Source organism: Pseudomonas sp. OV226 (assembly GCF_003148705.1).
Taxonomy (GTDB): Bacteria; Pseudomonadota; Gammaproteobacteria; order Pseudomonadales; family Pseudomonadaceae; genus Aquipseudomonas.
On sequence record NZ_QGGS01000026.1, the window covers coordinates 51,269 to 69,944 of the forward strand.

Genomic DNA, 18,676 nt, shown 5'->3' on the forward strand with positions numbered 1-18,676 from the left:
GTCAGGCCACCGCCCGGGACATGACGTACAAACTGTCGCGTACGGATGCCTGGTCTTCTTCAAGGGTGCGCAACTGCACGCCCGGCACATCTGGATGTGAGTCGATGCGGGCCGGCGCATGCAGGTAGAGATGGAGCGGCCGTTCGCTGGTGGAGGCCTGCAATTGGCTTTCACGACCGATCAGTGCGGTCAGTGCGGCATCGCTGTCACTGCTGCCCACCGAACGCACCGACACCCAGCGCCCTTCCCGCGCCAGCAACAACACACTGCGCACCGGTTCGGCGACCACAAACAGAAAGTCGCCGTGGTCAAAACTCTTGTCGAAGTGGTTGAACGCGGCCATCAAGTACGGCTGCACCGAACGCAAACGCAGACCGCGACCGCTGACCAGGCTGCGCAGGCGTGTCAGCAGGTCTTGCGGCAGTGCGGTGGCGATGCGGTCGTAACCCGCAGGTTCGGCCGACAGCACCATGCTCCAGGGCTGGGTGGGAACGCCATACAGGTCTTCGAAACACAGTTGGGCGAACCCGAGCAATTCGTCGGGGGTGCTGATCGCTTCGCTCCAGGGCACCAGGCAAAAACGACTGAAGTGCCCGGAGATCACCACGCAAAGCTCCGCACCGGCAGGCGCGTGCTCGCCCAGCAAACGGTCGAGGGTTTCGAGGGCGACGGCCCAGGCATGGAAGCCTTCGTCGATGAAACCGACGCTGCCCAGCCACAGGGTTTCGCTGCCACGGCGCTGGCCAAGGCCAACACCACTGGCGCCGAGTACGGCGACATATCGATCACGAGATAAAAGTGACACGATTGATCTCCTCCAGCGTGGTCCGCCCCTGCTGCACCAGTTCCAGTGCCGACTCGCGCAGCAGGCGCAAGCCACGTTTGCAGGCGTGGGCCTTGATTTTCGAAATGGGTTGGCGCTCGACAATCATTTGCCGCAGCTCGTCGTCCAGGTGCAGCAGCTCGGCGATCGCACTGCGCCCGCGATAGCCCGTGCCCCGGCAGTGGCCGCAGCCCTTGCCATGCACAAACTGGTAATGCCCGACCTGTTGAGGGTCGAGGCCCGAAGCCAGCAATTCATCGTCGGTAGGGGTGACAGGCGCGCTGCAACTGGCGCAGACCAGTCGGATCAAACGCTGCGCCAGCACCGCGTTGAGGGCCGACACCAGGCTGTAGGGGTCGATTTCCATTTGGGTGAAACGGCCGATCACGTCGAACACGTTGTTGGCGTGGATGGTGGTGAACACCAGGTGCCCGGTGAGCGCCGATTGCACGGCGATTTGCGCGGTTTCAGGGTCGCGGATTTCACCGACCATGATCTTGTCCGGGTCATGACGCAGGATCGAGCGCAAACCACGGGCGAAGGTCAGGCCTTTCTTTTCGTTGACCGGGATTTGCAGCACGCCCGGCAGTTGATATTCCACCGGGTCTTCAATGGTGATGATCTTGTCCACGCCGTGGTTGATCTCGGTGATCATCGCGTACAACGTGGTGGTTTTACCGCTACCGGTAGGCCCGGTGACCAGCACCATGCCATAAGGTTCGCTGGCCAGGCGCCGTAGTTGGCGCAGGGTTTCTTCTTCGAAGCCCAGCGCCTGCAATTGCACGCCGCTGACCTTGTCGGCCAGGTCCTGTTTGTCGAGCACCCGCAACACGGCGTCTTCACCGAAAATGCTCGGCATGATCGATACCCGGAAGTCGATTTGCCGGCCACTGATGCCGATCTTGAAGCGACCATCCTGGGGCACGCGTTTTTCGCCGATGTCCAGTTCGGCCATGACCTTGACCCGGGAGATGACCTGCTCGGCGAACTCGCACCCCTGGATTTTACTGATGTTGTTCAGCACGCCATCGATCCGGTATTTGATCACCAGACCGCTGCCGGTAGTGCCCAGGTGGATGTCACTGGCGTGCATTTTCAAGGCGTCGTAGAGGGTCGAGTTGACCAGTTTGACGACGACGCTGGAGTCTTCGCTGATGCTGGTCAGGGACAGGCTTTGCAGGTTATCGATTTCGATGGTGCCATCGGATTGGGCATTGAGCGACTCCACCGCGTGGAAGCTTTCTTCGTGACGGGCCAGGTAGGCCTTGAGGTCATCGGCATGCACCAGGTACAGCGGCGCACCGTGCAGGCAGTCGTCGATCCAGGCCAGGCGCGCCGTATCAAACGGGTCGGCAAACACGCCAATGACCGCATCGTCGTGGCGCAGCAGAATGAATTCGCGCTTGAGGCATTGGGCCAGGGTGACCCGGTCGAATACCGGGGTGGACTTGAACAGGCTGTCGGTGTCGAGCACCGGATAATGCAGGGTGGTGCCCAGGCACTGGATGAAGGGCATCGGGGCCAGTTCGCATAACTCCCCGAGGGCGTCCAGGACCCGTTCGCCGGAACTGCTGGCCAAGGCTCGCGCCTGAGCCAATTGCTCACTGGAAAAACGAGACGGCACACAGTCCAACAACGCCGGTTCGACGGCAACCAATAGACGGTCCATGGCAAGCTCTCCAACGCCCGGGGCTTTGAGCCCTGTCGGCGCGGCGAGTCATCGCGGCGGATGCCGGAACGTCTTGTCGCGCCATTACTCCCCGGTGAGCAGTTGTTCGTCGTCTGGCGCCATGGAGGCCGATGTACTACGTCGGCGATCCGCAAGCACCCAACTACCGTCGTACAACTGCAGCGGGAAACTCTCGGTCCTGCTCTGGCGTCGTTCGACGAAGCCTTCAGAACTGCTCACACCCGCTTTGGGTTCGCGTTGCCTCCCCAGAAGATCAAGTACTGCACGCGCCAATTCCGCCAATGGAAACGGTTTGAACAGAATGTGGCTGACTCCCAGTTGCCGGGCCCGCTCGCATACCTCTGCGGTTGGATGCCCTGTAATCAGCACAAAGTGACACTTCTGTTTCTGGCGGATGGCATCGAGCACCTCAAAGCCTTCCATATCCGGCAAGCGGTAATCGAACACCATCACATCGGGTGCGAAATCGTCAGCCTCTACGATTCCTTGTGCACCATCGTGAGCAATCCGGACCTCCAACTCTTGCGCCTGCAGGTAACCCTGGAGGTTTTCCGCAAGAAGTTGCTCGTCATCAACAACCAGTATTTTGTTCAACAAGGTCGACTCCTTGTAACCGCAGGTCCGAAATTCGTGCCTGGGAGTACGCGCCTTCAATCAGGCTAACGCACACTTCATGCCAGACTCGGAGCCGGTTTTTCGCCGACTCATCTCTTTGATTTCCGTGACAAATCTTTTTCGCCCGCGTACCCCTTCCCCCAAACACGGGGAAGCGCTTGAATTTACGCGCAAGCTTTCCCCACTTTTGGGGGGAGTACATTCAATCATCATCAATCCGCTCGATTCGATTACTTGATCGAAGTTGCGCCAAAACCTGTAGGCGAGCCTGGGCCTGATGTTGTCGGGCAAGGTAGGCCCGGACCATTTCAAGACCCTGCTGCTCTGAGACATCGGCCGCCTCCACGTGGTTCTGAAGAAGTATTAAGTGCCAGCCCAATGACGTGCGCACGGGCTCACTGACGGCACCCGGCGCCAGGGCAAACGCTGCCGCTTCGAATTCAGGCAGCATGCGCCCACGAGGGAAATAGCCCAGATCGCCGCCTTCACTGGCAGAAGCGTCTTCGGAGCCGGCCCGGGCAACGCTGGCAAAGTCTTCACCCTGGCTGATTTTCACGCGCATCCCGCTTAAGCGTAGACGTGCCGCTTCAACCGTGGCGGCATCGGCGCCCTGGGGCACTTTGATCAGGATGTGCCGGGCCTGGATTTCTTCGGGCCGGCCCATGTCGGCGCGATGTTCCTGGTAAAACGCCCGGACCTGTTGTTCATCCGGCTGGCCCACCTGGATCAGGTCGGCAAAGATTCGCTGGGCCGCCAGCTCCCGGCGGGTGTATTCGGTAAAGCTGGCCTCGTCAAACCCGGCATCCTGGAGCCTGCGGGCAAATACCTCGGGGCCGCCAATCGCTTGCCGGGTCTGTTCGACCTGGCTCTGCACTTCCGTATCGCTGATCACCACGCCACGCTTGACCGCTTCCTGCCACAGCAATTCCTTGTCGATCAGCGCTTCCAGCGCTTTCTGCCGCAATTGTTTGTATGCCTTGGGGTTACGAATATTGCCCACCGCCCGGCCCTGATCCTCCAGGAATTCGGCGAAGTAACGCTCCAGGCGAAACTCGGAAATCTCTTCGCCATTGACCCGCGCGGCAGCCGGGCCGTTAGTGCAGAACGCCACAGGGACCCACATCGTCAGCAGTATCAGTACCGTGTTGAGTTTCATGATCGGCCTCCGGTCAGGGCATGGCGGCAATGGGTTTGTAGGGGGCAACCAGGAAAAAGCGCTGGTCGGGCAGGTCCACCGTGACGACGTGTGCTCCGCGCAAGCCCAGGCGACGGCCCGGGCCAAAGCTGATCAGCGGGGTCAGGCCGGTATCGAAGTCGTGCAGACCTTCCAGGGCATTGATGAGCTTCTCGCGGCTGGCATCACGTCCGGCCTGCTTCATGCCTTCGCTGAGCAGCAGCATCGAACTGAAGGCGCCCACTTGCAGCACCGCGTGCTGACCGCCAAGCCCCTGGTTTTCGCGCAATTGCGTCAGCGCCAGGCGCCCGGCCAGCGTCCAGTCACTGGGCACGAACGGGTAGGCCAAAAACAACCGCCGGGAAAACCCGCTGGGCACTTGCAACACGTCACCGGCCACCTGATTCGAAGCCGCAAACAGGTAAGGCACCTGCCCCGCCGTCTGCAAACGCTCGGCCAAACGACTGAAGTGACTGCCGCTGCCCAGGTAAAACACCGAGCGCGAGCCCAGCGGCAGGTCGTCCTGCGCAGAGTCGTAGGCTTGCAACCGCACGTGTTGCCAGGCGTGATCTTGCAGGTATTGGCCGAGGTTCTGCGCCGCCAGCCGCTGGTTTGGTTCGTCCGGGTAGGTAATTAGCGTCGGGCCCTGGAGCACACGCAAACTGGTGGCGGCGTAGTCAGCCAGGGCGATCAGCTGTTCGCGAAGACCCGGCAGCGGTTCGAAAATCTGCCGGCTGGACTGCGCCGAGCCTTGCAACGAAAGCGGCCCGATCAACGGGACTCCGGCCTGTTCCAGGCGTGCCGCCAGGTCCGAATCCAGCGCTGGCGCCAGCGGTGCGATCAGGGCGAACACCTGTTCCTGTTCAATCAACTGGCCTAGCGCCTTCTCGGCACTGGCGCGGGTGGGGCCAGGATCGAGGATGGTCAGGCGCAATTGCCGGCCATGAATCCCCCCCGCCGCATTAATCCGCAGCACGCTGCCCTTGAGCACGGCCGCCACCGTTGCGCCCTCTTGCGCCAATGGTCCCTGACTCGGCAACAACGTGCCCAGGTGCAACGTGTCAGCGGTCAAACCGGGATCGCGGTCATCGGCCACGCGTTTGAGGTACGCCGTCAGATTGCGCTGATCCTTCATCGACAGCACGAACCGGGGCATTGCCGGGTCGAGCTGATTGTTGGCTGAATCGCGACCTTCCTGAATGGCACGCGCCAACGCACCCTCGGTGTAGGCCGGATAATCGCGGCCATTGATCTGTTCCTGGCCGTAGCGGCTGGAAAGGCGCGACCAGCTGATGTCCGGTGGTCGCACCCCGCCTTCCGGCCGTCCCTGTCCGTCGGCCCCATGGCAGTTGGCGCACGGCAGGCTGCTGGCGGGCAGCACTATATCGGCCGCACCCACTCGGGCCATGACCGGCTCTCCACTCTCGGACACACCTTCGCGGTACAGCCGCTTGCCCGCGCTTTCGCTCGGGCTCAGCGTCAACGCCTGGACGGCGAAAGGGACGCCGCCCAGGAGCAACAGGCCGAGAATCAGGACAGTTTTCATGGCGCGCTCAGCGACCGGCCACGGGCATGGTCAGCAACTGCAAGCGCTGAGCAATGGCGGCAGCCGGAGCATCGGGACGGATTTTGCTCCAGCGCTTGTTGGCCACATCACCGACGATCAACTGCGTTGAATGCTGTTCGGGGGTCGGCACGATCTGGCCGATGCGCCCCAGGACAAGGTCCATTTGCGCCTTGTCGCCGGTAAGAAAAAACCAGTGGGGCCCATCGACGCCCTGTTTCAAGGTGTAAGCCTTGAGTACCGCTGGCGTATCGCGCAGCGGGTCACTGGTAAGGGAGATAAAGGTGATGCCATCCGCCTTGTCGCCCAGCAACTCACGCACTTCCTTGAGTTTGCGGGTGATCAGCGGGCAGGCATCGTTGCAGCTGGTGAACATCACGTTCAGCAGCACCACGCGGTTTTGCAACGCGTCACTGTAGAAACGCAGGGTTTCGCCGTTCTGGTCCTGTAACGGCGTGTCGGTGAACCAGGTTTTTGCGTCGTGCGTGCCGGTCGCCGGTTGTGCGCCAGCCACCGTTGGCGCGGGTTCTTCGTGCCCTTCGTGGGCGAGTGCCAGTGAACTGAACAGACAAACAGCCACCGTCAGGGCAATCCGGTCGAGGGTTTTCATGGCTGCTCCTCCATGGCGATGGCGGTGTGTTTGGCGTGGACATTGCGCTGGCCGCTGAGTTTCTCGACCTCACGGGTCAGCACCGTCGGGTCGGTAAAGCCGTAGTAGCGTGTCCAGTGACGGCTGTTGCCGTCGCCGACGAGAATCAACGGTTGATGGTTCTTGAAGTCGCCATTGAACGAGCCCAGGCCCTTGAGGGTTTCATTGATCGACTGCGAACTGCCGGTCAGCCAGCTCCAGCCCGGGCCGTTCTGAAAATTGCGGGCGTAGTCGTTCAGGCGTTTGGCGTCGTCGCGCTGCGGGTCAACACTGATCGACACCAGTTGCACCTCGCCACCGACCCGCGCACCGAGCTGCTTTTGCACCTTGCCCATGATCGAGGACACCACCGGGCACACCGTGGTGCAGCTGGTATAGATGAAGCTCATGACCACGATCTTGTTACGTACCAGGTCCTTTTCCAGGCTTACCGGTTTACCGTTCTGGTCCACCAGCGCCACATCGGCGAACTTCACCTGGGCGCTCTCGGAACTGGCGCTTTTGGCCGGCATGTCGTGTCCGGCATGCTCGTCCGTCGAGTGCGCCAGGGCTTGACCCAGACCGGCAGTCAACAGACACAACATCAGCAATCCACGGTTTGCGAAACGGTTCATGTCCATGTCCTCTTCAGTTCGCATTGCCGGGCAGAACCCGGACGCTGGCAAAAGTCTTGTCGTCAAAATTCGCCCCCAACGACGCCGCACGGACGTGCAGGTACCAGGCGCCGTTCTGGTCCAGGGTCACCGGAGCTTCATAAATGCCGTTACCCACTTCGAGGGCGGCGACTTCCTGAGCCCGTGAAGTCGGGGCGCGGAAGTAGCGCACCTGAACATCCTTGACCCCACTGCGCTGGGCCTTCTGCTGGCCCTGAACGATACGAAAGCGCACCACATAAGGACTGCCGAGGGCGGCCGTTGACTTGTCGAGCATGAACTCCACTTTCGGCACGCCGGGGTGTGAGGCGAGTTGCTTGTCGGGTTCAACCAGCGCCGTGAAGCAATGGATGATGTTCGGTTGATTGAGCAGGAACGCCACGTCGAACCGCCCGGTCGCCGGCAACTTGATCCGCGCGCTGTACAGCCCCGGTTCAACCTCGCGCAAGCTGCGGTCGATGACCATCGCCGCCCGCGCCACTTGCCCGCGGTTGGGGTAACCGGACATCGGCGCGTTCATGCCTTCGGCGTAGAAATAGGTGGTGTTGTCCACCGGGTTGACCACGAACACCGCGTTGTCGTCCCGCGACACCGCCAGGCTCGACGCCAGTGGCAGATCACCGGCCAGCCGTGGCGCCTGCGGGCCGGCTTCGAAACCCTGGCTGATCGGCGTGCGACCTTGCCCCAGCGATGACAGGTTGATCATCGTGACTTTGGCCGAGGCGAGCCCGCGCACATAGGCATAGGCCTTGGTGAACACCACTTGATAGGGCTCGGCCGACACGTCCAGTTCATGGATCAGCGAATCGGTGGCGGCATCGATCACCGAGGCCTGGTTTTCCAGCGTATTGAGCACGATGCCGAATCGACCGTCAGCGCTGAACCCCATCGGCCCAAGGCCCTGCCTGACCTTGATCACCCGGCGCACGTCCAGGCTGGCACCGTCGACCACGGTCACGGTGCCGTCCTTGCCATCGGCGACATACACCGCCTGAGACAGCGGCGAGTACGCCACCGACAACGGGTGCGAGCCGGTCTTGAGCTGCTTGCTGAGGGTCAGGCTGGCGATGTCGATGATGCTCAGCGTGCCGTCGTCGCGGTTGGTGACGAAGGCAAACCGACTGTCCTTGCTGAAAGCAATTTCGTGATGGCCGGCGCCAGTGGCCAGGTGTTTGAGGGGCTTGAGGCTGCGGGTGTCGATCACCGTGACCCCGGACTCCTCCGCTTTCGACGCATTGTTGCCAACCCACAGCAGGCGCTCATCGGGTTGCAGGGCCACTCGAACCGGGTTGCTGCCAGCGGCCACCGATTCCAGCAACTTGAATTGCTCACTGTCGATCACGGCCACTTCCCCAGCCGTTGGCATCGACACGAAGACGCGTTTGTTGTCCTTCGGAGTGATCCAGTCCATTGGCGGTTGTTTGATGTTGATCCGCGCCATGGTGCTGGTGATGCCGCCCACCGACACCGACGGGTCGACCACCGAAACGCTGGCATCGCGGTTCATCACCAGCAGGAAGTAGCTGTTCAAGTCCAGCAGTGGCCGCGCACCGATGCTCGATTTGAGGAACACTCCGACCCGCGATTTGCAGCTTTGTTCGCGGCCCTGGGCCTGGTCGGCGGCGACGGTTTCGGGGTCGAGCCAGGCGCCGGGGTTGACGCCCGACAACGGCTGGCCCGAGGCGCTGTCATTGACCCGGAACTGCACATCGGCAAATTCGCCTTCGCGCAGTACACCGTCCTTGGCCAGCGGTTTGACTTCAAGCGCTACGGAGACCCCGTCACGCGACAGGTTCTGGCCGCTCCAGGTATCCGGCAGCGCGACCTCGCTGAGCATGTCCGGCGGCATCGTGCGCCACACGCCCAGCCAGATCAGTGCCGACCCCGCCACCAGCGCGAACCCGGCCAACTTGATAGTCCTGGTCATCCCGCTCTCCCCTTCAGATCTGTGTCTGCCTTCGAACCCTGATCCTGTGGCGAGGTCGCTTGCGCCCTCGCCACGGCCATGTTGCTAAGGTGCCGGAGCCGGCTCTGGCTCGTTGGTCACCCGTAACAATCCCCACAACCCAGCCGTATTGCCGTAAGCCGCGTAATCACGGAACAGGTAGTCGCCCGGTATCGCGTTGCTGCCCCCGGCACTCGGGTGCATGAAGCTGAAGTGCGCCGCCGGCAGGATGCTTTCGTGGGCGCCGATGTACATCGACATCGGGTTGTAACCGAACCGCACTGAACCCACGCCGGGGGTTGCCATCGGGTAACCGCCGGTGTCGCTCTTCTCCGACTGGAACGGGTTGACCGACCAGACGTGACCGTCCAGCTGAAAGGTCGAACCACGACTGCCACCGGTGGGCATCAAAATGTGGGTACGGAACGGTTGCCCCGGTTTGACATACAGCACCGGCGTCTGCGGATCGCCCCCCACCAACGCATTGCTGTAGGCCATGTGCGCGTTGGGGACATCGCCGTAGCCGTAGCCGCCGGCGTGACCGAATGGCGCGTCCGGAGGCAGGCCAAAGCGGAACCACATCGGTTCGGTTTTGTAGTTGATGGCCATGCTGGAGTTGTCCTGCGGATCGGTCGGCACGCCGGCTTCTGCGGCAATACCTTCCACCGGACGACCATTGGCCCAGCGCATGTTCAACGCCTTCTGCCAGACCATCGCGAAGTCACGGTAGGTGGTTTGCCCCGGCGCGGTGACCGTCGCATTGACCTTGCATGCGTCTTCAACCCAGGTCGCGCCCATCGGCAGAATGCTCATCGCTCCACCGAGGCCTTTTTGCGGCTGCTTGATCACGTCCGCCGGGGTGAAATTCAACCCGCCGAACTCGATCGCCGTGGCATTGATGTTGTCGACACTGCGGCCCAGTTGCGTGATCGGCTTGCCTTCACGCTCCAGGTGCCCGGCGTAGTACTGATAGGTACGGGTCGGGTACGCCCCAGTGTTGCCAACGCGTGGCGGGACGGTCTGGATCGGGTTGGTGCCGACGTTGGTGCCATCGGACTTGGTGATGTCGTAAGCCAGCAGTTGAGCGTGCAACCCCACCGTACTGGACGGCCGCAACAGGTTATTGCTGAAGGTGGTGGAGCCTTCGCCACCGTTGCGGTCACGCTTGACCATGCCCATCACCGAGGCCATCTGCGCCAGGTCCGGCATGACCGTCGGCAAGCGGTTTTCCAGGGTGATGTTGATGCAATCCCCCGCCGCCGCACGCAGCACCAGCGGCTCGACAGGCACACCAGGCTTGAGCTTGCCGCTGACCGGGTCCAGATCGGATTTGCGCACGTACAGGATCGCGGTCGGATCATGCAACGGCCCGCTCTGCCCGCCGATGGTGAAGGTCTCGCCATCTTCAGGGTCGGTCACGGTGACTTGGGGAATGCTCACCGCACGCGAGTTGTACACCAGCGTACCGCCCGCCGGATTCAGCGGCCCGCCGACATGCTGGCCGAGCCCTTCCGGATCAGCGATGGACAGGTTCAGCGGATTGCCGAGGATGTCGTTGGCCAGCGCCGCGACCACTTCATAGTTGCGTTGCACAGTGGGCCGAGTGCCGATGCCGTTCGGGTTGGCACCGATCCGTGGGCAAGTGCCCTCGAAGGCCACGGTGTTGCGCATGCCGGCCGGTTTCGCGTTGTTCGGCAGTGCGAACAGGTCGTTGCGTTGCGCGGTGTAGTTGCGCATCACGCCCCAGATGCCGCTCCAGTAACCTTCCAGAGAAGCGTCCATCGAGTACAGATAATCCCCGGTGGTCGCCGCCGAACTGGACAGCATCGAGACCGGCGCAATGAAGCCCATCTGCTCGGAAATCCCGATCATCTGCGACGAGCGCCAACCGGAGTTGGAACTGTTGCCGAAACCGGAACCGCTTTGCAGCCACTTCACGCCGTGCAGGGTCACGTTGTGCTCTTCTTCATGACCGCCGGCATGCACCCGCAGCCGCACATTGTCTCCGGTGTAGGTGCGCAGCATCGGGGTGAACGGGTCACCCGGTTCCGCACCGCCCTTGTTGATGTGTGGCGGGAACAGCGTGGTGCCACCGGTAGGGCCGGTCGCAGCGGTGACCAGGTTCGGCGCCAGGTTCATCGCCGCGATTGCACGGTCGGTACGGCTTTGCATGGCATACGCCAGGTCGCCACCGAGGCCGTCGGCCTGCATTCCACGCTTGCCGTCCGGGCCGATCTTGTTCGGGTCGTACACCCGCAGGGCCAGCGGTTCGTTGCGGTAATTGACCACGAACATCCCCGGATCATCCACCGAGATGGCTTGCGGGCACGGCCGGCTTGGACAGCCGGGCGTCAGTCCACCGCGCGCTTCAACCACCTGCTCAAGCAGGGTCTCGGCTTCCTTGCGCACCGGCGGATTGATCGCGTAGCGGAAGCTGTCGGCGGTGGCCGGGAACGCTTGCGCATTGGGCACGCCATTCGGGCCGGCGCCCACGTACACGCCGGCTTCATAGGCGTGCTGGAAGTCACTGTATTCGAGGAAGAACTCACGGAAGCTGTCGTTCTTGCCGTCGCCGTCCAGGTCACCGGTGGACACCACCGCTTGCCACGACGTCGGCCCGCCATCCTGCCGCGCGCCGCTGTACAAAGGCTCGCCGGTTTCGGCGTGGAACCAGGTGGAACCGGCCGGTTCTGCCAGCACGGTGGCGTACAGACCGATCTGTTGGTGCGTCGATGGGCCTAAGTGGTCGTGGGTGAAAATGGTTCCCAGGCCACGGTCGACGCCCTTGGTGTTGACCACCGGGTCGACGAACCAGCGCTGCATCGCCGTGCGCGCACCCACCCAGTCGGCCCGACCATATTGACCAAAGAACGGATGCGACTTGGCCACCGGGCAGGCTGGCGTGCCGTCACGCGGGTCGGCGCCTTCGCACTGGTTGAACTGGCGAATGGCGTGGATGCGCTCTTGCACGGCACCGGGGGAAAGCACGCCGTCTTCGTAGTTCCAGCCGTTGGCCGAACCGTCAGCCGCCGTCAGGTCCCATTTAGGCAAGTGAATGTGCTGACCGATCACGTCAGTGGGCGTGCGCACCTGATAGTCGTCCATCTCGTAGGTGGCCGGCACCAGGTTGGTTTGCTGGTACTGCACGCAGTCGAAGGTGTTCATGCGCATCACCAGAGGTTCTGGCGGACGCTGTTTGGTAATCACCGGCCAGGCGTCTTCCCACAGCGCCAGGATGCGTGCCTGCGGGAAGTGGTAACCGACCTTGTTGTATACCGCGTCGAACTGGATGTTGGCCGCTTTATAGATGCGCGGCCGGTCGGCGGTGAAGGTCGAGGCACCGGTGAACGACAGGCCGTCGGCCTTTTCACCGCTATTGAATTCGCCGGTACCGGCGCTGCTGGTCAGGCGTTTTTGCCGGTCATCCATGCACGGTTCGTAGTACGGCGCCCCCGCCGTTGGCAATGCACCGTTGGTGCGGAAGTTGCGCGCCACCACCTGATTGCCCGGCAGCACGGCGTAGCTGGGGTGTTCTTTTTTGGCATGGAACGCCATGGCTGCCTGTTCGACTTCGGTGCCTTCTTCAGGCATGTAAATCGGTTTGGCGCGGGTCACTTCCTTGGAGAAATCCAGGGAAGTGGTCACGGTGTGCGCTTGGCCACCGGAGGAGAAACCGTCCAGTGAGTGGCGACCCAAACCGCCGTCCCAACCACCGGACTGAGCGGGGTCAAGGTTGGCCCACAAGGCATTGCCACTGCTTTTCAGGGTTTGCGCCTTGGCGGCGTCGAGCATGTCCAGCGGTGGGGTTGGCGGACGTTGGCCGACCGAACTTTCCATGCCGCCGATCCAGAACGGATAGCCCGGGTTTTTCAGGCTGCCGTCGGCATTGCGGTTGGCTTCGCTGCGGTCCACCAATGCCAGGGAACCGATGGCTTGCACGCCACCGCTGCCACCGTGATGTTCGCCGTCGTCATCGCCCTCCTCATCATCGTCGCCATGACTGGCCACCAGGCTTTCGCCGATCTTCGGCACGACGGCGACTTTGCCCGGCATCGGCGCCATGGCTTTGCCCGGCAACGGCACGACGGCTGGAATCGGCGTACCGGCAATGATCTCGCCATCGGGCAAGGCCCGTGCGCCCGACGCCGGTTTACCGCTGCGCAAGGCATACGGTTCGCTGTGATAACCGTCGGCACCCTGCTGGGACACTTCGAGTTTGGTGCCTTCCTCAAACACATCGTGTACCCGCCACATGGCCCACATGCCTTGGGCAAAGTGCGGGTAGAAGTGACAGTGATAGATCGCATCGCCCGCCACGCGGTTGCGGTTGCCCGACCCACCGTTGGCGATTTCGTAGGTGTAGCCGGCACCTGGGCCAATGCCTTGGGCGTCGACATAGTCCGAATTGTCGTCGTTGGGGTTGAACAGCCATTGATGCCCGTGCAGGTGGAAGATGTGCTGCTCGTGGCCGTTGTGCGTGTTGCGGAATTTGACGAAGTCGCCGATGTAGCTGTGATTGACGTTGGAGGGTTCGGACGGATACAGCGCCATGGTCGCCTTGACCCCGACCTGATCGGCACGTGGTGTTTCACCCGGACGAATGTTTTCCAGGCCGGCGTTGGCCGGTACGTCCACCAGCATCGCCACGTCCCCCACGGTGTGGGAACTGAGGAAGAATTCTTCATAGGCGCACGACAGGCAATCGTGCATCGGCCCCACGCCCAATCGGTTGGCCACCACCTCGGCGCCCATGCCGCCAGAGCCGTAGTTGATCATGAACGAGTCGCGGGTCGGCTCCAGCACGTGGGCCATTACCGGGTCTGCCCAGTACGCAGGGAATGCCTGGGTCGCGGCGGTTTCATCCTGGAACTGCGAGGCGAAATCGCGGAACGGTTCCAGCCTATTGGGCAGCGCCGGATTGCGCTTGCCGATGGCTTCCAGCGGATAAGTCGAGGGCGGGAAGCTGCCGTCGGCGTTGCTGCCCATCACGATCGCGTCACTCTCGCTGGAGATGATTTCGTTGCCGTCGACCATGTTGATGATCGGCGTGCCGGCCTTGCCTTCACGGATCCACGGTTCGCGCTGCGGATAGCGCGCCTGGTAATCGACAATCGGCTGACCGGCCGGAGTGCGGCCGGTGCTGGCCAGGCGCATCTCTTCTTCGGTCACGGTGTTGCGATAGGTGCGGCCACCCTTGGGCACCACCACCACTTCGCCGAACAGGCCGTTGGCCACGTTGCCCGCATCGCCCTCCCCACCAAAAGTGGCACCACGGCTGCTGGCGGCAAACGCGCCTTCACGCTCGGCGTACAAGGTGTAGGAACGGGTGGCGCCTGGCGGGATCAGGGAGTTGGCGTTGCGCCCGGTAAAGGAGGCGATGTCGTCAATGCTGTTGACGGCTTGCAGGCCGTTGACCTGGAAGCCGACATGCCGGTCTGTGACTTGCTCATCGACCTTGAAGTCGTCCACATTGCCAACTTCATTGCCTTCCTCCCCCTCGGGCTCCGCACCTTCGTGTTTGCCGGGGTTGGCCTGATACGCCAGCAGGTTTTGCAGATTGATCGTCAGGCAATCACCGGCGGCCACTCGCAGCACCAGTGGGCGCGGACGCTTGTCGGGCCGCAGCGAGACTTTGCCCGGCACTGCCGCGCCACCCTGGGCGAGGGACATATTGCGATCGTCAACGACATCGCGGCGCAAGGCGAACATCATGCCGTTGGCGTTCTGTGCACCGAGGCGGTTGAACATCAGCGGCTGATCCAGTGCCACGACGTTCGCCACCAGATTGCGTTCGCAGCGCGCGGCCGCTTCGGCCAGCTCGATACCGAGCATCGGTGCGAAAAACAACAACAGGTTAAACACATGATGAGCGTGGGGTATGCCGGACATAATCACGGGCCTCGTTTTAAATGCTCACAGGGAATAATTCTCGACTGAATGCCCTTGAGCAATCCTCATGCCAAATATATTTTTCTTTTTTTTCAGTGCTTTACGTTTACGACTTAATAACTCGGGGGATATTCCCCACTTATTCCCCACTTTTCTGCCGGGGCCATCATTCCCCACTATTGGGGGGAGCCGGCGCGTGGTGTTCGACTACAACGGCGCATCCACGGCCAAGCCCTGCAGACGGCGGTATTGGCGTAAAACATCCGGCACGTAGCGCTGGGTTTCGGCGAACGGCGGGATCACCCCGCCACGGCTGAGCACGGCTTGCGGGCCGGCGTTGTAGGCCGCTACCGCGAGTGCGATGTCGTTGTCGAACAGGGTCAACAAACGCTTGAGGTATTTGGCGCCGCCCTGGATGTTGGCCTTCGGATCGTAGACATCCTTGACCCCCATCTCCCGCGCGGTATCGGGCATCAATTGCATCAGCCCGCCAGCGCCTTTGGCGGACGTTGCGTCAGCGTTGTAGCGGGACTCGGCGCGGATAACCGCGTGCAGCAGCGCAGCCGGTACTTCATTGGCCGTGGCCGCTGCCGAGACCAGCTCGGCATAGGGTTGTGCGGCGATCATCTGGGGTTGCTGATCGAGGCTGACAACAGCCGCCGTTGGCTCGTGAATGACCCGCTCATAGGTACGACCGGGACGGTGGACATTGGACAGCACGTAGCTGCCCTTGGCGTCCACGGAAACGAATACATCGGCCTGTGCGACGCCGGTCAATAACAGACATCCGATCAATCCAGCGGTGAGTGTTTTCATTGTTTTTCCTCCCCTGGTCGGCCCCAAAAAATGGGGGTAATGCCCCAGTGGCCGATCGTAAATCAGCCATACGCAAGCACTGTGCCGTAAGCGCAAAAGGCCTTGGCACGGGGGGTCCAGAAGGTTGCCCAAGGCTGAGCATGGCAATTGCATAAATCTTTATTGCGACCCTTCTGCCGACTGTGTGAGGTCATCATGAATCAACGTCTGTGTTATGCCCCGCGTATGCAACGCGGGTTCACCCTGCTCGAACTGTTGGTGGTGCTGGTGGTGCTGGGGTTGTTGGCTGGCATCGTCGCGCCGAAATATTTCGCCCAACTGGGCCGTTCCGAGGTCAAAGTCGCCAAGGCGCAAATCGAAGGCCTGGGCAAGGCGCTGGATTTGTATCGCCTGGAGGTCGGTCACTACCCGTCGACCGAACAGGGCTTGCAGGCGCTGGTCACCGCGCCCAGCGATGAAACGCACTGGACCGGCCCTTACTTACAGAAAAAATTGCCGCAAGACCCGTGGGGCCGTAACTACACCTACCGCTATCCCGGTGAAAACGGTGAATACGACCTGTTGTCCATGGGCAAGGACGGACAACCCGGTGGCGAAGGCGAAAACGCCGAAATCACCAGCTGGCAATAACGGGGGACGACCATGCGCTTTCATCTCAAAGCCGTGGGTAAAGCCGGCGTGGTCTCGATGACAGTCGAGGCCCCCGGCCACAGCGAAGCCCGGCGCATCGTCGAGGACCAGGGCCTGCGGGTGGTCAGCCTGCATGCCGAGCGGCATTTCCTCTCGCTGCAGTTTCGCCAGCGCGAGACCTTCAACCTGGTGTTGTTCAGCCAGGAGCTGACCACGTTGCTCAATGCGGGCCTGCCGCTGATCGATGCGCTGGAAAGCCTGGCCGAAAAAGAAACCGCGCCACAGGCCCGTAAAACCTTAAGTGAACTGGTGCGCCTGCTGTATGAGGGCAAGTCGTTCTCCCAGGCATTGGGCCAGTTGTCGGCGGTGTTCCCGCCGTTGTACGTGGCGCTGGTCCAGTCCAGTGAAAAGACCGGTGCCGTGGGCGAAGCGCTGGGCCGTTATGTCAGCTATCGCCAGCGCATGGACGAAGTCCGGCAGAAAATCGTCAGCGCTTCGATCTACCCCATGCTGTTGCTGGTGGTGGGAGGTGGCGTGGTGTTGTTTTTGATGGGCTATGTGGTGCCGCGCTTCAGCCTGGTGTTCGAAGGCTTGGGGTCGAACCTGCCGTGGATGTCACAAGTCCTGATGAGCAGCGGGATGTTCCTTCATGCGCACCAGGGCGAATTCTTCGGCGGGTTGCTGGCGCTCATCGTCGCCCTCACCTTCCTCCAGCGCCAACCGGCCTTTCGTCGGGGCGTCGACCGCCTGATCGAAAAACTCCCGGCAGTCCATCAACGCATCTTCATGTATGAACTGGCGCGCTTCTACCGCTCGCTGGGGATCTTGCTGCAAGGCGGCATTCCCCTCGTCACGGCCATGGGCATGGTGCGGGGCCTGCTCACCGTGGCCTCCCGCACACGCCTGGACGAAGCCTGCGAACGGGTGCGTGAGGGCCAATCGCTGTCGGCCGCGCTCGAGCTCAATCACCTCGTGACCCCAGTGTCCCTGCGCTTGCTGCGCGCTGGCGAGCAGTCCGGCAACCTCGGGCAAATGATGGAACGCAGCGCCGACTTCTACGACGAAGAAATCAGTCGCTGGATCGAATGGTTTGTACGACTGTTTGAACCGCTGCTCATGACCTTCATCGGCTTGTTGATCGGGGTCATCGTGATCCTGATGTACATGCCGATTTTCGAGCTGGCCTCCAGCATTCACTGACCCTCTGCAACAGGTTCGAGCGGTACGTTGCATTTTTTATCAACGATACAACTGAATAAATCTGAACGCTGGGGTGTTCATTAACTGAATCCAGCAGCACGTTGCATTGTTCATCAACGTTCCAACCCTGAACAAGAAGACGGAGAACGACATGCACATCAACAAGCTTTTACTTGCAGTAGCTATTGGCGCAGTCCTGTCGGCGTCTACCGTATTGATACCGGACAGTCTGTCCAGCATGTCGACCGCTCAGGCCAAGGATGGTGGTGGTGGCGGAGGGGGCGGTGGCGGAGGTCATGGCGGCGGCGGCAATGGTGGTGGTGGCGGCGGCAATGGTGGTGGCGGCGGTGGTAATGGCGGTGGCGGCGGCGGTAATGGCGGTGGTGGCGGTGGTGGCGGCGGTAATGGTGGCGGTGGCGGTGGCAACAGCGGTGGTCACGGTGGAAGCGGCAGTGGCGGCAGTAGTGGCAGTGGCAGCGGCGGCAACAGCGGCAGCAGTCACAGCGGCAGCGACCATGGCCCGGGTAATGCCGGCAACACAGCCTCCTCCAACTCCGGGCGCAATGGCACGCACGCCGAACCTGGCGACGATCATGGCGTTCATCGTGCCGGTGAAATCGGCGACGATCATGGCGTTCACCGTGCCGGTGAAATCGGCGACGACCATGGGGTTCATCGTTCCGGTGAAGTGTCCCACAACCAAAATGGCGCTCATCGCTCCGGCGAAGTGTCCCACAACCAAAATGGCGCTCATCGCTCCGGTGAAGTGTCCCACAACCAAAATGGCGCTCATCGCTCCGGCGAAGTGTCCCACAACCAAAATGGCGCTCATCGCTCCGGCGAAGTGTCCCACAACCAAAATGGCGCTCATCGCTCGGGTGAAGTATCCCACAACCAAAATGGTGTTCACGCCAATGGCGAAATCGGCGACGACCGTGGCGTACACGCCAATGGTGAAGTCGGTGATGACCGCGGTGTTCATGCCAACGGCGAAGTCGGTGATGACCGAGGTGTTCATGCCAACGGCG

Annotated in this window: 12 protein-coding genes and 1 pseudogene; 3 read left to right on the top strand and 10 right to left on the bottom strand. The window is 61.8% G+C overall.

Annotated elements, in window-relative coordinates:
* Position 1: 1 nt before the first annotated feature.
* From C7534_RS28095 to C7534_RS28140, 10 genes are all read right to left on the bottom strand, one after another.
* Positions 2–805, bottom strand: a complete 804-nt coding sequence (locus tag C7534_RS28095; protein WP_046027974.1) for a hypothetical protein — start codon at positions 803–805, stop codon at positions 2–4.
* Positions 786–2,492 carry a GspE/PulE family protein gene (locus tag C7534_RS28100; protein WP_109787769.1) on the bottom strand — a complete coding sequence of 569 codons (1,707 nt, stop codon included), beginning with the start codon at positions 2,490–2,492 and terminating at the stop codon, positions 786–788. The genes C7534_RS28095 and C7534_RS28100 overlap by 20 nt, the downstream gene beginning before the upstream one ends.
* Before the next feature lie 84 nt (positions 2,493–2,576).
* Positions 2,577–3,110, bottom strand: a complete 534-nt coding sequence (locus tag C7534_RS28105; protein WP_046027976.1) for a response regulator — start codon at positions 3,108–3,110, stop codon at positions 2,577–2,579.
* A gap of 220 nt (positions 3,111–3,330) precedes the next feature.
* Positions 3,331–4,284 carry a peptidylprolyl isomerase gene (locus C7534_RS28110; protein ID WP_109787770.1) on the bottom strand — a complete coding sequence of 318 codons (954 nt, stop codon included), beginning with the start codon at positions 4,282–4,284 and terminating at the stop codon, positions 3,331–3,333.
* A gap of 13 nt (positions 4,285–4,297) precedes the next feature.
* Positions 4,298–5,848, bottom strand: coding sequence for a cytochrome c/ABC transporter substrate-binding protein (locus C7534_RS28115; RefSeq protein ID WP_109787771.1), 1,551 nt, complete (start codon positions 5,846–5,848; stop codon positions 4,298–4,300).
* Between the two features lie 7 nt (positions 5,849–5,855).
* A complete protein-coding gene (locus C7534_RS28120) occupies positions 5,856–6,476 on the bottom strand; it encodes an SCO family protein (RefSeq protein ID WP_109787772.1) in 621 nt (206 codons plus the stop codon).
* Positions 6,473–7,129: an SCO family protein gene (locus C7534_RS28125; RefSeq protein ID WP_109787796.1), complete on the bottom strand. Its 657-nt coding sequence runs from the start codon at positions 7,127–7,129 to the stop codon at positions 6,473–6,475. Before C7534_RS28125 ends, C7534_RS28120 begins: the two co-directional genes overlap by 4 nt.
* A gap of 13 nt (positions 7,130–7,142) precedes the next feature.
* Positions 7,143–9,095, bottom strand: a complete 1,953-nt coding sequence (locus tag C7534_RS28130; RefSeq protein WP_109787773.1) for a YncE family protein — start codon at positions 9,093–9,095, stop codon at positions 7,143–7,145.
* Between the two features lie 84 nt (positions 9,096–9,179).
* Positions 9,180–15,002, bottom strand: coding sequence for a manganese-oxidizing multicopper oxidase MnxG (gene mnxG / locus C7534_RS28135; RefSeq protein WP_109787774.1), 5,823 nt, complete (start codon positions 15,000–15,002; stop codon positions 9,180–9,182).
* Positions 15,003–15,209: 207 nt separating this feature from the next.
* On the bottom strand, positions 15,210–15,818 hold the full coding sequence (locus C7534_RS28140) for a lytic transglycosylase domain-containing protein (RefSeq protein WP_109787775.1): 609 nt from the start codon (positions 15,816–15,818) through the stop codon (positions 15,210–15,212).
* Positions 15,819–16,013: 195 nt separating this feature from the next.
* Between C7534_RS28140 and gspG the strand changes: the two genes are divergently transcribed.
* From gspG to C7534_RS33005, 3 genes and pseudogenes are all read left to right on the top strand, one after another.
* Positions 16,014–16,448 (top strand): type II secretion system major pseudopilin GspG, encoded by a 435-nt coding sequence (gene gspG / locus C7534_RS28145; RefSeq protein WP_109787776.1) that lies wholly within the window; start codon positions 16,014–16,016, stop codon positions 16,446–16,448.
* Between the two features lie 12 nt (positions 16,449–16,460).
* Positions 16,461–17,648: a type II secretion system F family protein gene (locus C7534_RS28150; protein ID WP_109787777.1), complete on the top strand. Its 1,188-nt coding sequence runs from the start codon at positions 16,461–16,463 to the stop codon at positions 17,646–17,648.
* 151 nt (positions 17,649–17,799) lie between these two features.
* Positions 17,800–18,414: pseudogene (locus C7534_RS33005) on the top strand (hypothetical protein); the annotation flags it as partial.
* Between the last annotated feature and the right edge of the window lie 262 nt (positions 18,415–18,676).

Coding starts and splice junctions, on each gene's coding strand:
- C7534_RS28100 (WP_109787769.1), bottom strand. CDS start 2,492: ATGGACCGTCTATTGGTTGCCGTCGAACCGGCGTTGTTGGACTGTGTG.
- C7534_RS28110 (WP_109787770.1), bottom strand. CDS start 4,284: ATGAAACTCAACACGGTACTGATACTGCTGACGATGTGGGTCCCTGTG.
- C7534_RS28115 (WP_109787771.1), bottom strand. CDS start 5,848: ATGAAAACTGTCCTGATTCTCGGCCTGTTGCTCCTGGGCGGCGTCCCT.
- C7534_RS28120 (WP_109787772.1), bottom strand. CDS start 6,476: ATGAAAACCCTCGACCGGATTGCCCTGACGGTGGCTGTTTGTCTGTTC.
- C7534_RS28125 (WP_109787796.1), bottom strand. CDS start 7,129: ATGAACCGTTTCGCAAACCGTGGATTGCTGATGTTGTGTCTGTTGACT.
- C7534_RS28130 (WP_109787773.1), bottom strand. CDS start 9,095: ATGACCAGGACTATCAAGTTGGCCGGGTTCGCGCTGGTGGCGGGGTCG.
- mnxG (WP_109787774.1), bottom strand. CDS start 15,002: ATGTCCGGCATACCCCACGCTCATCATGTGTTTAACCTGTTGTTGTTT.
- C7534_RS28140 (WP_109787775.1), bottom strand. CDS start 15,818: ATGAAAACACTCACCGCTGGATTGATCGGATGTCTGTTATTGACCGGC.
- gspG (WP_109787776.1), top strand. CDS start 16,014: ATGAATCAACGTCTGTGTTATGCCCCGCGTATGCAACGCGGGTTCACC.
- C7534_RS28150 (WP_109787777.1), top strand. CDS start 16,461: ATGCGCTTTCATCTCAAAGCCGTGGGTAAAGCCGGCGTGGTCTCGATG.